Origin of the sequence: Oscillibacter acetigenes, from assembly GCF_025567605.1 — a bacterium.
Lineage (GTDB): Bacteria > Bacillota > Clostridia > Oscillospirales > Oscillospiraceae > Oscillibacter > Oscillibacter welbionis.
In genome coordinates this window covers 381,293-395,552 of the sequence record NZ_JAOQKG010000003.1, presented here as the reverse complement: position 1 = coordinate 395,552, position 14,260 = coordinate 381,293, and the positions used below count along the sequence as shown (strand labels likewise).

13 protein-coding genes are annotated in these 14,260 nt (G+C 62.9%); 9 read left to right on the top strand and 4 right to left on the bottom strand.

Annotation, left to right across the window (positions count from 1 at the left end; all coding sequences use genetic code 11):
- The first annotated feature begins 319 nt into the window (after nt 1-319).
- The 3 genes from OCV80_RS08685 (at nt 320) to trhA (ending at nt 3,926) form a co-directional block, all read left to right on the top strand.
- Nucleotides 320-1,513, top strand: a complete 1,194-nt coding sequence (locus tag OCV80_RS08685) for an immunoglobulin-like domain-containing protein (RefSeq protein WP_119310860.1) — start codon at nt 320-322, stop codon at nt 1,511-1,513.
- A gap of 158 nt (nt 1,514-1,671) precedes the next feature.
- Entirely contained in the window at nt 1,672-3,078 is a 1,407-nt protein-coding gene (locus OCV80_RS08680) for an alanine/glycine:cation symporter family protein (protein WP_021747812.1), read from the top strand.
- A gap of 188 nt (nt 3,079-3,266) precedes the next feature.
- Nucleotides 3,267-3,926: a PAQR family membrane homeostasis protein TrhA gene (gene trhA, locus OCV80_RS08675; RefSeq protein ID WP_021747810.1), complete on the top strand. Its 660-nt coding sequence runs from the start codon at nt 3,267-3,269 to the stop codon at nt 3,924-3,926.
- A gap of 96 nt (nt 3,927-4,022) precedes the next feature.
- Here the strand turns inward: trhA and OCV80_RS08670 are convergent, their stop codons facing one another.
- The 4 genes from OCV80_RS08670 to tsaE form a co-directional block, all read right to left on the bottom strand.
- A complete protein-coding gene (locus OCV80_RS08670; protein ID WP_036629516.1) occupies nt 4,023-4,610 on the bottom strand; it encodes a hypothetical protein in 588 nt (195 codons plus the stop codon).
- A 65-nt stretch (nt 4,611-4,675) separates the two neighbouring features.
- Nucleotides 4,676-5,308, bottom strand: a complete 633-nt coding sequence (upp, locus tag OCV80_RS08665) for a uracil phosphoribosyltransferase (RefSeq protein WP_021747808.1) — start codon at nt 5,306-5,308, stop codon at nt 4,676-4,678.
- A 65-nt stretch (nt 5,309-5,373) separates the two neighbouring features.
- On the bottom strand, nt 5,374-6,072 hold the full coding sequence (gene tsaB / locus OCV80_RS08660; protein WP_021747807.1) for a tRNA (adenosine(37)-N6)-threonylcarbamoyltransferase complex dimerization subunit type 1 TsaB: 699 nt from the start codon (nt 6,070-6,072) through the stop codon (nt 5,374-5,376).
- Complete coding sequence (gene tsaE / locus OCV80_RS08655; protein ID WP_021747806.1) at nt 6,069-6,497, bottom strand: tRNA (adenosine(37)-N6)-threonylcarbamoyltransferase complex ATPase subunit type 1 TsaE; 429 nt, start codon at nt 6,495-6,497, stop codon at nt 6,069-6,071. The genes tsaB and tsaE overlap by 4 nt, the downstream gene beginning before the upstream one ends.
- A gap of 154 nt (nt 6,498-6,651) precedes the next feature.
- On the opposite strand from tsaE, the gene OCV80_RS08650 reads away from it, so the two are divergent.
- The 6 genes from OCV80_RS08650 to OCV80_RS08625 all read left to right on the top strand — a co-directional run bounded on the left by OCV80_RS08650 (nt 6,652) and on the right by OCV80_RS08625 (nt 14,243).
- Nucleotides 6,652-7,827 (top strand): FtsW/RodA/SpoVE family cell cycle protein, encoded by a 1,176-nt coding sequence (locus tag OCV80_RS08650; protein WP_119310861.1) that lies wholly within the window; start codon nt 6,652-6,654, stop codon nt 7,825-7,827.
- A gap of 117 nt (nt 7,828-7,944) precedes the next feature.
- Nucleotides 7,945-8,925 (top strand): Ig-like domain-containing protein, encoded by a 981-nt coding sequence (locus OCV80_RS08645; protein ID WP_119311894.1) that lies wholly within the window; start codon nt 7,945-7,947, stop codon nt 8,923-8,925.
- 181 nt (nt 8,926-9,106) lie between these two features.
- On the top strand, nt 9,107-10,162 hold the full coding sequence (locus OCV80_RS08640) for a D-alanine--D-alanine ligase family protein (RefSeq protein ID WP_119310862.1): 1,056 nt from the start codon (nt 9,107-9,109) through the stop codon (nt 10,160-10,162).
- 5 nt (nt 10,163-10,167) lie between these two features.
- A complete protein-coding gene (locus OCV80_RS08635) occupies nt 10,168-11,541 on the top strand; it encodes a UDP-N-acetylmuramoyl-tripeptide--D-alanyl-D-alanine ligase (RefSeq protein ID WP_119310863.1) in 1,374 nt (457 codons plus the stop codon).
- On the top strand, nt 11,534-13,441 hold the full coding sequence (gene abc-f / locus OCV80_RS08630) for a ribosomal protection-like ABC-F family protein (protein WP_119310864.1): 1,908 nt from the start codon (nt 11,534-11,536) through the stop codon (nt 13,439-13,441). Before OCV80_RS08635 ends, abc-f begins: the two co-directional genes overlap by 8 nt.
- On the top strand, nt 13,422-14,243 hold the full coding sequence (locus OCV80_RS08625) for a YdcF family protein (protein ID WP_136891701.1): 822 nt from the start codon (nt 13,422-13,424) through the stop codon (nt 14,241-14,243). The genes abc-f and OCV80_RS08625 overlap by 20 nt, the downstream gene beginning before the upstream one ends.
- Nucleotides 14,244-14,260 lie beyond the last annotated feature (17 nt).

Here is a 14,260-nt window from a genome sequence, read left to right as displayed (position 1 = left end):
TGACCTCCTTTTGTCCGTCTTTTGCATATCTGATAAAAAGAAAAGGCGCTTCAAACCGCTGTCGGTTTGAAACACCTACCAAAAGACCGGAATGATAGGTGTCAGCCCGTGCGCGCAGCACTTCGTTGCAGCTATCATTCTTCCCTTGTACTTGTATTTTACCGGACAGCAGCCTAAAATGCAAGCAGGGAAGCTCAAAAATTTTCAGATGGATTTTGTGTAGTTTGCCGGAAAGCGGCGGAACTTATTCCCAACCGGGTCCGTCTACATGAAATGAAATAAAGAAAGCGATGGAATCAGAGAAAGAGGAGGCGTCAGAATGAAACGGCTTTGGATTTGCCTGCTGGCTTTTGCGCTGCTGACGGGATGCGGCGATTCCGGCGACATTGCGGTGACAACGGTATACGAAACAGATGACCCGCCCCGGACCGCCCTGACCACGGAGTGGGAGACTTACGACCCGTCGGTGGAGACGGTGTGGTGCATCCTGTCCTATGAGGGGGAAGGGGAATCTCTGGAGTATGGGGCGCCCTATTGGCTGGATGTGCGGGAGGCGGACGGCAGCTGGACCCAGGTGCCCCTGGCTGAGAACGCCGGATGGGATGCCATGCTGTATACCCTGCCGTCCGGTGAAAAGCAGGCGTTTCCGTGCATCCTGTCCCTGTTTGACTACGACTTCTCCGGCGGCAGTACGTTCCGCGTCATCAAAGAGATCGGAGAATATACGGCCGCGGCGGAGTTCACCCTGACAAAGGGGGCGGTCATCTCCGCAGAGACGCCTTACGGCTTCGGCCCCATGGAGGAGGTGCCGGAGTACGGCGACCCGGCGGAGCTCTCCGCCGGCGGTGCCGTGGTGTTTACCGAGGCGGGAACGGAGAATGCGGATGCGGCGGAGATATTTTTGGAGAAGGTCTCCCTGGGCATCCCCTGCCAGCTGCGGACCCTTCAGAACTACTATGAGAGCTGGCCCATGCTGATCGACGTCATCTATGACGGCCGCGGCTTTCTCTGGCGGATGCGGACCGGCGGAGAGATCACGGAGAAACGATTTTCCTACATCGTGACGGACGGCACGGACGTATACCTCTCCAACGGCGCAGACTGGGAGAGCACAGAACAGTACGACAGTGAGAAGGCGTTTCTGCTGCCCTCCGGCTCCGGATCCTTCCTGGTACCCGCGGCGGAGGCGATGACAGATGACCGGCTGGCGGAAAATACCGCCCGCTATCGGATCTGGTCAGGCGACGGGATGCGGGCTGCTTCCCTGACGGAGGACCCTGCAGAATTCAGCGTCATACGCTGTGACCCGGAGAGCGGAACATGGAGCAGGTCCTGGACCATCCGGGAGCTGGATGACCGGGCCACGGCAGTGAGGGACCTTTCCTGGCTGGAATCCGGAGCACTCCTGCACATCACTTATGAAACGGAGAAGGACGGCACGCTGACGGTTGACTTTGTGCCGGACGCTGAACTGACTGATCCCGGCGATCTCTGCGGCTATCCGGCGGAATAGAGACTGCGGGGCCGGCGGTTTGCCGGTTTTTCCGTAGAATACTGCAAAATCTTGGGATTTTCCATTGACAAGGGCACAAAAGCTCTGATATTCTATTCGGGCTGATTGAAACGATTTCCCGACCATTCCCCAACATTAAAAAGGAGAGAGATGCACACATGCTGGGAGAGATCATTGCGGATTTGAGCAACTGGATGTATACCTACCTGCTGGTGATTCTGCTGGTGGCCGCCGGACTGTTTTTCACCATTCGGAACCGGTTCCCGCAGCTGCGGCTGCTGCGGGAGGCCATCCGCGTGGTGGTGGAGCGGCCGGAGAAGGAGGGAAGCGTGTCCTCCTTCCAGGCGCTGATGGTGTCCACCGCCTCCCGGGTAGGTACGGGCAACATTATCGGCGTGTCCGTGGCCATCTGCATGGGCGGCTACGGCGCCGTGTTCTGGATGTGGCTCATCGCCCTGCTGGGCGGCGCCACGGCCTTTACCGAATCCACGCTGGCGCAGATTTACAAGCGCCGGAACCCGGAGACCGGCGAGAGTTACGGCGGCCCTGCCTATTATATTGAGGCGGCCCTCCACAGCCGTCCCCTGGCGGTGCTGTTTGCCCTGAGCCTCATCGCCACCTACGCCGGCGGCTTCAACATGCTCTGCTCCTACAACCTCCAGTCCACCTTCTCCGGATACAGCTTTTATTCCCCGGAGTGGACGCCCTGGATCATCGGCGGCATCGTGGCGCTGCTGACCGGGTACTGCGTCATGGGCGGCGGCAAGCGGATCATCGCCTTCGCCTCCACTCTGGTGCCCATCATGGGCGGACTGTACGTGCTGGTGGCCCTGGTGGTCATCGTCATGAACGTGGGGCTGATTCCCCAGGTGTTCGGACGGATCTTCTCCGAGGCGTTCGATTTCCAAGCCATCTTCGCCGGCTTCACCGGCTCTGCCGTGATGCAGGGCGTGAAGCGGGGCCTCTTTTCCAACGAGGCCGGCGTGGGCTCCGCCCCCAACGCTGCCGCCTCTGCCAATGTCAGCCATCCGGTGAAGCAGGGGCTGGTCCAGATGCTGTCTGTCTTCCTGGACACGCTGGTGATCTGCTCCGCCACCGCCTTCATGCTGCTGTGCTCCGGTGTGGAGCCCGCAGTGGAGCTGCAGGGCGCCCCCTATGTGCAGTCGGCCCTGGCCGCCTCCTTCGGCACCCTGGGTCCCGTTTTCATCACCGTGGCCATGGTGCTCTTTGCCTTCACAACTCTGATCGGAAACCTCTACTATGTGGACAATGCCCTGGCGTATCTGCTGGGGCACGTGCCCTCCAAGCGGTTCATGGTGGTGTTCCGCCTGATTGCCATGGGACTGATTTTCCTGGGCGCCGGCCTCACGCTGGATCTGGTGTGGAACCTGTCTGACGTGCTGATGGGCGTCATGGTGCTCATCAACATTCCGGTGATCGCGGTCCTCTCCCGTCCGGCGGCGGCAGCCCTGCGGAACTATACCGAGCAGCGCAGGGCCGGCAAGAACCCCGTGTTCCGGGCCGCGGACATCGACCTGAAGGAAAAGACCGAATACTGGAACTGAAATAAAAACGGCAGGGCTTTGAAAGCGGACGCTTCGGCGTCCGCTTTTTTTGCATAGAATGGAATAGAAACAGAAAATTTACAAAAACTACTTGAAATAAAAAACGAAATCGCTTAATATAATATCGAAAACTATATTATATGATGCGGACGGCATGATGCCGGATTTCAAGAAGGAGAGACCATTCCATGCGCAAACTGTTTGCAAAGGCCCAGGACCCCATCAGCTGTGAAACCCATGCGCTCGGCGCGGTGGCCGCCCTGGGGGGCGGTCTGCTGTATCTGCTTCGGGGCGTCTGGACGGATGCGGCCATACCGGCGGTGGCGGCGGCCCTGTGCTTCTGTCTGTCTATGGCGGCACTGTATGCCGCCAGCGCCATCTATCACTACTATCCCGGCACTGCCGCCAGCGGCGGAGTGAAGCGGGTGCTGCGGAAAATGGACCACAGTATGATCTATGTGCTGATTGCCGGCAGCTACACGCCCTTCTGCGTGGTGCTGCTGCCCCAGCCCAGGGGAACACAATTCTGCCTGATCCTCTGGGGCGTGGCCCTGGCGGGGGTGCTGGCGAAGATGCTGTGGATCAACGCACCACGGATGCTGTCCACGGCAGTATATCTCATCATGGGATGGTCTGTGGTGTTTGTGGCAAAGGACTTCACCGCTCTGGGCCAGCCCTGCCTGACGCTGGTGGCTCTGGGCGGGATCTGCTACTCGGTGGGAGCGGTGTTCTACGCCGTCAAGAAGCCAAACATCTCTGCAGAGTGGACCTTCCACGAACTGTTCCACCTGTTGATTCTGGCGGGGTCTTTCTTCCACTATCTGGCGGTATATCTGTATGTGCTGTGACGCAGTGGCGAAAAATCTGACTGAAAACGAAAGCAGCCCGGCGGAATATCCGCCGGGCTGCTTTTGGAATCTGTGCAATTGGAACACTGGCGCTGTTTATTGCGGGCTTTCATCCGGTATCGGAAGGCCGTGCGACTCCATCAAGCCGTACGACTCCAGCAGAGCTTTTGCCTCGTCCAGAGATGCTGCCGGAGCGACATAGACGGAGGAGCCGGCTACGTAGGTTGACGTTCCGTCGTCCTCGCCGGGGACCCGCTCAAAGGGGAACAGGAAGAACTGCGTATATTCCCGGTCTGTGTACAGTTCCCCGAAAAACGTGTGGGCGGGGAACTTTCCGTATTCGAGCAGGCCCCGGTTGAGGCCGCCGCCCTCATGGGCCATGGTCAGCCAGACCTTGCTGGCTTCCTCAGAGGTGAAGGGCTGTTCCTCCAGTTCCAGATAGCCGCTGAAGCTGTCATCCTGCCCCCACTGCTTCACCATCTCCCCGTGGAAATGCAGAGTGGTGTTCACGGCCGTGGCCTCGCCATCCTCCCACAGGACCGCCGGGAGTGTCACGTCCACCTGTGACCGGAATTTCACCATGCGGGCAATGACCAGTGCGGCAGCGAGAATCAGTACCAGACAGATCACCGTCGTGGCCCGGTTGGGGCCGTGCCGTTTGGCGTTCGTCTGCTCTGGGGCCATGGTATGCTCCTTTCCGCCGGACGGGACCGGCCTGCCGTGCATCACACACGTAAAGGGAGAGCGCCTTATTTTGTCCCGAAGATCCGGTCACCGGCATCGCCCAGACCGGGGACAATATAGCCGTGCTCGTTCAGATGGTCATCCACGGCGCCGCAGTAGATGTCCACGTCCGGGTGGGCCTTCTGGATGCGCTCCACACCCTCCGGCGCGGCCAGCAGAACCATCAGCTTGATGTTTTTGCAGCCCCGCTTCTTCATCTCGGTGATGGCGGCCTCGGCGCTGCCGCCGGTGGCCAGCATGGGATCCACGATCATGATGTCCCGCTCCGCAATGTCCTTGGGCATCTTGCAGAAGTAGACATGGGGCTCCAGCGTCTCCTCATCCCGGAACATGCCGATGTGGCCCACACGGGCGGAGGGCACCATCCGCAGCACACCGTCCACCAGCCCCAGGCCCGCCCGGAGGATGGGCACCACAGCGAACTTCTTGCCTTTCAGGGTGGGGGCGATGGTCCTGCAGATGGGGGTCTCCACCTCCTTGGTGGTCAGGGGCAGATCCCGGGTGGCCTCATAGGTGATCAGCATCCCGATCTCGGAGACGATCTCCCGGAAATCCTTGACGCTGGTGTCCTTGTCCCGTAGGATGGTCAGCTTGTGGGCCACCAGGGGGTGGTCCATCACATGCACTTTGCCGCTCATACTTATAAACTCCTTTTCTCTGATATCCTTGATGTAAACCGTTCCCTACGATCTAAACCGTTCCCTCAGATCTGGGGCGGCTGCCGCAGACGCTGGGCCTGGGGAGGGCGGAGATAGACCGGAAGCAATTCCTGGGCGGAGACCAGCTTTCCCGCCCGGGCCAGGTCCTCGGCGCACAGGGCCACGGACATGGCGTTCTGCATCACCAGTTGGGGCGGTGCCAGGCGGCAGGGCAGTCCCGACTCTGTCAGCGCCTTCTCACAGAGGACGGCGCCGTCCCCCACGATCACCAGGGGCAGTGGCTCGCTCCGCAGCTCCTCCGCCAGCTCCGCAAGGCCGATGGCGCGATCCGGCGTCCGGCGGGTCAGGCGGCCATGTTCGGAGGTGAAGAGGGCGTTGTAGATCTGGCTACGCCGGGCGTCCATGGCGCAGACCACCAGGGCGTCCATGTGGGCCACGTTCCGGGCCATGGCCTCCAGGGTGGAGACGGCCGCGCAGGGCTTGTCCGCGGCAAAGGCCAGTCCCTTGGCAGCCGAGACGCCGATGCGGATGCCGGTGAAGGACCCCGGGCCTGCCGCCACAGCGACGGCGTCGCAGTCCTGAACGGTCAGGCCGGTGTTTTTCAGCATGGCCTCCACAATGGGCATCAGGGTGCGGCTGTGGGTGAGGCCGGTGTCCTGATAGCCGGAGCAGAGGACTTTCCCATCCTCCGTCACGGCGGCGGAGACCGCCTTGGCGGAGGTTTCCAGTGCCAAGATCCTCATTGTGCAGCACCTCCTTCCACGGTGATGCTCCGCCAGCCGTCGTGCTCCGGATGGCGGGTGAGGGTCACATAGACCGTGCCCTCCGGCAGGGCGTCCGCCACCTGCTCGCTCCACTCCACGGCGCAGACGCCGCCCCGGGAGAGATAGTCCTCCCAGCCGATGTCGAACAGGTCCTCAGACCCGTTCAGCCGGTACATATCGAAGTGGAACAGAGGGGTAGGGCCCTCATATTCGTTGACGATAGTGAAGGTGGGGCTGGTGACCCGACCTCGGCATCCCAGGCCACGGGCAAGGCCACGGGTAAAGGCGGTCTTGCCCATGCCCAGACCGCCCCGGTAGGCCACCACGGCGCCGGGAGAGAGAGCGGCGGCCAACCGTTCACCAAAGGCCTCCGTCTCCGCCTCGCTGTGGGAAATATACTCCACGAAGCAGCGCTCCTTTCCAGTGATATTTCCAAATCCGATTCAGTATACCATATTTTGAACAGTCTGTAAAAACAAATTTGCGGCGTTTACACATCTTTTCATTTGTGGTATACTGCATTCGTCAAATTCTGCGCCGGAGGAAATGGAAACGCCCATGTGGAACCGACTGAAAGCCATTCTGGCAGACTTCATCCAGCAGGCCGACCTGGTGCTGCTGGGGCTCTGCTGCGCCGCCACCCTGTACGGCATGGCGCTGATCGCCAGCGCCACCCGGTATCTGAACATCGGCGGCATCGTGCGATATGTGGGCGTCCAGGGGGCGGCCATGGTGCTGGGCATCTGCGCCTATATCTTCATGTCCATGTTGGACCTGGAGCGGCTGATGCGACGGTGGAAGTGGCTTGTGGCCTTCAACGTCGTGTTCATCGCCCTGCTGCTGACACCTTTTGGCGTCTCGGACAACACGGGCAACACCGCATGGCTGAAATTTCCCTTTCTCCCCTTCAGCATCGGCCCGGCGGAGGTGGTGAAGATCACCTTCACCCTGCTGCTGGCCAAGCAGTTGGAGTGGCTGCGGGAGGTGAAGCGGGATCTGAAATCCTTCCCCTCCGCCCTGATGGTGGCGGGGCACACCATCGCCCTGATGGGGTGGTACGTGGGGATTTCCGGGGATATGGGCAACGGCCTGACATTTTTCTTCATCTTTCTGTGCATGGCCTTTGTGGCAGGCTTCGCTCTGCGGTGGTTCGTCCTGCTGTTCGCCGGCAGCGGGGCAGCCATTGCCGCCTCGGTGGCTCTGGGCCTGATGCCGGACTATATGATCAACCGTTTCCGGGTCCTGTTTGACCACTCCTATGATACCCTGGGAGCAGGCTGGCAGCAGACCCGGGGCCTGCTGGCCCTGGGCTCCGGCGGCCTCTTCGGCCAGGGATACATGCAGGGCACCCAGACTCAGGCGGGGGAGGGGTCCCTGCCGGCCCGGCACACGGACTTCATCTTCTGTGTCTGCGGGGAGGAGCTGGGGATGATCGGCTGTCTTGTTGTGATCGCCCTGCTGGCGGCCATCATCATCCGGGTGCTGCTGGTAGCCCGCCGGGCTGAGACGCCCTTCCACTGCTATGTCTGTGTGGGTGTGGCGGCCATGCTGATCTTCCAGACTGTGGTGAACATCGGTATGTGCCTGTTTGTGATGCCCGTGATCGGTCTGACCCTGCCGTTCTTCAGCTACGGCGGGTCCTCGCTGTTGACGCTGTATGCCGCCATGGGCGTGGTGTCCGGCATCAAAAAGCGATCCCCTGTGGTCCGCCGTCCGGGCAGGCCCCTGGGGTGAGCGGAAGGAGCTCCCAAACACGGCCGGAGTGCGCTCCGGCCGTGTTTTTCTGCATATTTCCGGCGGGCGGGAAGAAACTAGCGGTGCACCCAATTCAATACAGGAGGTATGATCGCCTTGAAGACCCAACTGATGAAACGCGCCGCCGCCCTGTGCCTGGCGGTAGTCCTGACCCTGTCCGTCAACGCCGCCGCCCTGTTCGGCGGCAAGGAGAAGGCCCAGCCGGCAGAGGGGAGCCCCACGGCCCAGGCGCTGGAGATCCGCACCTACCGGGGCATTCCCTATCACGCCCAGTTTCTGGCCGCGGGCGGCGAGGGAGAGGACCTGACCTTCACCGTGGAGAAAGAGCCCAAAAAGGGCACCGTCCAGATTGACGGCGCCAGCTTCACCTATACCCCAGAGGGGGATTCCACCGGAAGCGACAGCTTCACCTATACCGCCACCGACAGCGCCGGACGCGTGTCTCAACCCGCTACGGTGAGCGTCACCATTGAGAAGGCCAAGTCTGGCGTCACCTATGCGGACACGGCGGACAGCACCGCCGCGGTGGCCGCGCAGGACCTGGCGGAGGCGGGGATTTTCACCGGTGCCAAGATCGGAGACCAGTACTACTTTGAGCCGGATAAGCCCGTCTCCCGCAGCGAGTTTCTGGCCCTGGTAATGGAGACCGCCGGGGACGAACCCACCGCCGTTACCATGACCGGCTTCTGTGATGACGCGGCCATCCCCACCTGGGCCAAGGCCTACGCCGCGGCCGGCGTCGCGGACGGCATCATTCAGGGCGTCTCCACAGCGGAGGGCGTGGCCTTCCAGGGAGATGAGCCCATCACCTTCAATGAGGCGGCTACCGTGCTCAACCGCGTCCTGGCGGTGGAGGATGTGGATCTGGCCAGCTGGTACGCAGACCGGGAGGCAGTGCCCTCCTGGGCAGCCCAGGCCGTGGGGAACATGGAGGCGGTCAGCGTCCTCGCCGCGGGCAGCTTCGGCAGCGCCGCCATGGGAGAGACCGTCACCCGGGCGGACGCGGCCCAGATGCTCTCCGCCGCCGGCACCCTGCTGGAGGGAGAACCGGCCGGCCTCTTCGACTGGCTCCTCTGAGCCGGAAATTTCCAGCAGAACAAACAGCCCTCCGAAAAAGCGCCCGTGCTTTTTCGGAGGGCCTGCGGCGTTTTAACAGTTGTATTTGGGGGCGGTTTGTGCTAAACTATGGAACATTAAAATAGGATGATTATGACTACCCATCGGAGAGCAGTCAAGATAGAAGGGACTGGAAACGAGCATGAAGATCGTTGTATTGGCGGGGGGAATCTCCACAGAGCGGGCGGTCTCCCTGGTGACGGGCACCGGCGTGTGCCGCGCCCTGCGGGAAAACGGCCATCGGGCCATCCTGGTGGATCTGTTCCTGGGGCTGGAGGAGGTCCCGGCGGACCTGGAGACCCTGTTTGACGCGCCCGACGGCCTGTGCCCCGACGCGAAGATCGAGGTGGAGGCGCCGGACCTGGAGACGGTGAAGCGCGGCCGGAAGGATCAGGGCCCCAGCCACATCGGCCCCCACGTGCTGGACATCTGCCAGAAGGCGGACCTGGTGTTCCTGGGCCTCCACGGTATGGACGGGGAGGACGGCCGCATCCAGGCCGCCCTGGATTTACTGGGCGTGCCCTACACCGGCGCGGGTCATCTGGCCTCCGCTGTCGCCATGGACAAGGCGGTTTCCAAGCAGATTCTGGACGCGTGCGGCATCCCCACCCCCAAGTGGCGGCTGCTGTCCTATGGACTGGATGAGGCGGAGCCCCTGGCCCAGACGCTGCCTATGCCCTGCGTCATCAAGACCATCGGGGGCGGTTCGTCCCTGGGGGTGTACTTACCGGAGGACCGGACGGAGCTGAAGCGGGCCCTGGAGGAGGTGCTGCGCTACGGCGCCAAGGTCCTGGCGGAGGAGCGGATCTACGGCCGGGAGCTGACAGTGGCGGTCCTGGGGGACCGCTGGCTGCCGGCGGTGGAGACCGTGCCCGCCGGAAAGGAATTTGACTACGTGGCCAAGTACCAGGCCGGCGCGGCGGTGGAGACCTGTCCGGCCGATGTGCCGCCCGCGGTGATGCAGGCCGCCGGTGAGCTGGCCCTGCGGACCCACCGGGCGTTGGGATTGGAGGTCTACTCCCGCACGGACATGATTCTGGACAAAGACGGAAATCTGTGGGTGCTGGAGGCCAACTCCCTGCCGGGCATGACCCCCAACAGCTTTGTCCCCAAGGAGGCCGCCGCCGTGGGCATGAGCTACAACCAGCTCTGCGAGGAGATCGTGCGGCTCTCCTGCGACGTGAAGAGAAGAGGGTGAACTGCATGCAGCCAATGACCATTCCTGAGATCATATCCGCTGTGGACGGCACCTGGCTGAATCCCCGGAAGGGGGCGGCCCCCGTCACCGCTGTGTGCACCGACAGCCGGAAGATTGCCCCCGGCTGCCTGTTCCTGCCCTGGGTGGGGGAGCGGTTCGACGGCCATGACTTCATCGACAGGGCCCTGGACGCGGGAGCCGCCGGGTGCTTGTGCGCCCGGAGGCCGGAGCTGCTGCGGCCAGACAAGTTCTATATCCAGGTGGCGGACACCCGGCTGGCCCTGCGGGCCCTGGCGTCCGCCTACCGGGACCGGTTCGCCATCCCCTTTGTCCAGGTCACCGGCAGCGTGGGCAAGACCACCACAAAGGAGATGCTGGCGGCGGTGCTGGGGGCGAAGCTCCGGGTGCTGAAGACACCGGAGAACTTCAACAACGACATCGGCACGCCCCTGACCCTGCTGGGCCTGGGGCCGGAGCATCAGGCGGCGGTGATCGAGACCGGGATGAACCACTTCGGGGAGATCCGCTATTTGGGGGAGATGGTGCGGCCGGACATCGCCGTCATCTCCAACATCGGTGACGCCCATATCGAGCATCTGGGCAGCCGGGAGGGGATCCTCAAGGCCAAGAGCGAGATTTTTGAGAACCTGAAGCCGGAGGGACTGGCGGTCCTTAACGGGGATGACGCCCTGCTGAACACCCTGGACCTGCCCTTCCGGACCGTCCGCTGCGGACGGTCGGAGCACTGCGCCGTCCGGGTGATGGACATGGCCGACCACGGCGTGGCGGGAATTACCTGCACCGTCGTGTCCCCCCGGGACACCTATCACCTGACCATCCCTGCGCCGGGAGAGCACATGGCCTACTCTGCCGCCATCGCCGTGGCGGTGGGAGAGGAGCTGGGCCTTTCCACGGAGGAGATCACCCGGGGCGCGGCTTCGTATGAACCCGCCGGATCCCGGATGCGGGTGCTTCGTCTGCGGGACGGGCGGCTGGTGCTGGATGACTGCTACAACGCCAATCCCCAGTCCGTCACTGCGGCCCTGGAGATCCTGGCCAAGACTGAGTGCGGCCGGAAGGTGGCCGTGCTGGGGGACATGGGGGAACTGGGGGACCTGACGGACCAGGCCCACTACAACATGGGCGCCCTGGCCGCCATGCTGGGCATCGACGAGGTGGTGGCCATCGGCGCCAAGGCGGAGAAGATCGCCGACGGCGCCGCCCAGAGCGGCGGCTCCGTCACCCATTTTGCCACCAAGGAGGAGGCCGTCCACGAATTGACTGACCAGCTGGGCACCGACACTGCCATGCTGGTGAAGGCGTCCCACGCCATGCACTTTGGCTGGATCGTGGAGCAGTTGAAACAAGCGTATGATTGAGATTCAAGTGAACAACCTGGTGAAGTCCTTTGAGGTGGGGAAGAACGTCCTGGACGGCCTCACCTTTCAGGTGGACCAGGGGGAGCGGGTGGGGCTGCTGGGCCGCAACGGCGCGGGCAAGACCACCCTGTTCAAGATACTGACCGGCGAGCTGGACTACGACGAGGGCACCGTCGTGGTGGGCCAGGGCCGGCGGGTGGGCCTGATCTCCCAGATCCCCGTCTACCCCGCCGGCTGCACAGTAGAGGATGTGCTGCGCTCCGCCTTCGCCCGGCTGGAGAGCCTGGCGGAGGAGATGCGGGCCCTGGAGGCCCGGATGGCCGCCGGGGAGAGCGACCCTGCCATTTTGAAGCGGTACGGCACATTAAGCGAGCGGTTTGAGGCATTTGGCGGCTATGACACAGATGTGGCGGTGAATAAGATCGCCAACGGCCTGTCCATTCCGGACAGCCAGCGGTCCCAGCTGTTCGACAGCCTCTCCGGCGGGGAAAAGACCCGGGTGAACCTGGGCCGCCTCATCCTGGAGGACACGGACATCCTGCTGCTGGACGAGCCCACCAACCACTTGGACCTCCACGCTACCGAGTGGCTGGAGGAGTACATTCGCTCTTTCCACGGCACGGTGGTCACCATCTCCCACGACCGGTATTTCCTGGACCGCACCGTCACCCGGGTCATCGAGATCCAGGACGGGAAAGCGGAGTTTTACAGCGGGAATTACAGCTTCTACGCCGTGGAGAAGGAACGCCGCTACCAGGAGCGGATGAAGCAGTACGAAAAAGAGCAGGCCAAGATCGCACAGTTGGAGAAGGCGGCGGAGCAATTGCGGGTCTGGGCTTTCATGGGCATGGACAAGACCTACCGCCGGGCCATCTCCATGGAAAAGCGCATCGAGCGGATGCGGACCACCTCCAAACCCACCAAGGCGCGGAAGATGGACGCCCGGTTCTCCTCCGCAGAGTTCCACGGGGACGAGGTGCTGGGCATCCGGAACGTGTCCAAGTCCTACGGGGACAAGCACCTCTTTGAGGGCATCAGCCTGAAGGTGGAGGGGGGCGAGCGCATCGCCCTCATCGGCGACAACGGCACCGGAAAGTCCACCCTTATCAAGATGATCGTGGGGGAGCTGTATCCGGACGACGGCCGCATCAAAACCGGCCCCCAGGTGAAGGAGGCATACCTGCCCCAGATCGTCCGCTTCGACCACCCAGACTGGAACCTGGTGGAGAATATGATGGCGGCGAAAAAGGGCCTCTCGGCCCAGTCGGCCCGAAACCGGCTGGCGGCATACGACTTCCGGGGCGAGGACGTGTTCAAGCCGGTGTCGGTGCTCTCCGGCGGGGAGCAGAGCCGCCTGCGGCTGTGCATGCTGATGGATGACGAGATCAACTTCCTGATCCTGGACGAGCCCACCAACCATCTGGACATCGACTCCCGGGAGTGGATCGAGGAGGCGGTGGAGGCCTACGACGGCACGCTGCTGTTTGTCAGCCATGACCGGTACTTCATCAACCGCTTCGCCACCCGGATCTGGGAGCTGACGGATGGCACCATCACGGATTATCCCTGCGGCTTTGCCCAATACCGGCAGATGAAGGCTCAGGAGGAGGCGGAGAAGGCCGCCGCTCCCAAGCCGGAGAAGGAGCGGGAAAAGCCCGCTGCGGAGCGGCCCCAGCGGGGCAACAAGGCTCAGCAGGCGGCCCGACGGCAGCTGACCATCTGTGAGCGGGACATCGCCAAGGCGGAGGAGCGCATCGCCGCTCTGGAGGCAGATATGGAGGCCGCGGCCTGCGACTATGAGAAGCTGAACGAGCTGGTGGGGCAGAAGGACGCCGCCCAGGCGGAGCTGGACGCCCTGTACGAAAGGTGGGAGCAGCTCAGTGAAGAGGCAGAGGGCTAAACAGCGGCCCCTGTACCGGTACGATGTCTACCGGGGCCGCAGAAGAGGACAGGCCCGGCTGATCGGGGCGGCGGGCTGCGCCGTTTTCGGCCTGCTTCTGGTGCTGATCCGGAGCCTGGGCATCCGGTTTTCCGGCTTTCTGCTGCTGGGGCTGGCGGCGCTCCTGGTGCTTTCCTGGCTGCTGGATCGCCTGGCCGCCGGAAATCACCGCTGGCGGCTGATCCGCCGGGGCTTTTATGGCTGCCTTACGGTGGGACTGGCTGCGCTGCTGGGGCTGGAGGTCTTTATCATTAACCGGGGGCGCAGCGACATGACGCCCCTGCCGGCAGACGCGGTCATCGTCCTGGGAGCGGGGGTCAACGGCACGGAGCCGTCGTTGTCCCTGCGGACCCGGCTGGACGCGGCCCTGGACTATCTGGAGGCCCACCCGGAGATCCCGGTGGTGCTCACCGGCGGCACCGGCTATGGCGAGGAGATCAGCGAGGCGGCGTGCATGTACGACTACCTCACGGCCCATGGCGTGGAGCCGGGGCGGCTGATTCTGGAGGATCAGGCATCCAACACGGCGGAGAACTTCGCCCTCTCCAAGCCCCTGCTGTATGAGGCGGGGGTCGACCCAGCGGAGGGACGGGTGGCTGTTGTCACCAACGACTTTCACATCGCCCGGTCGGAGCTGATCGCCGCCCGGGAGGGCTACGGAGACGTGGCCGGGATCCCAGCGCCGCTGCCCTGGGTTCATTTGGAGATCAATTACACCCTGCGGGAGGCCTTTGCCATGGTAAAGACCTTTCTGTTTGACTGAGCGGATACGGAGGAACC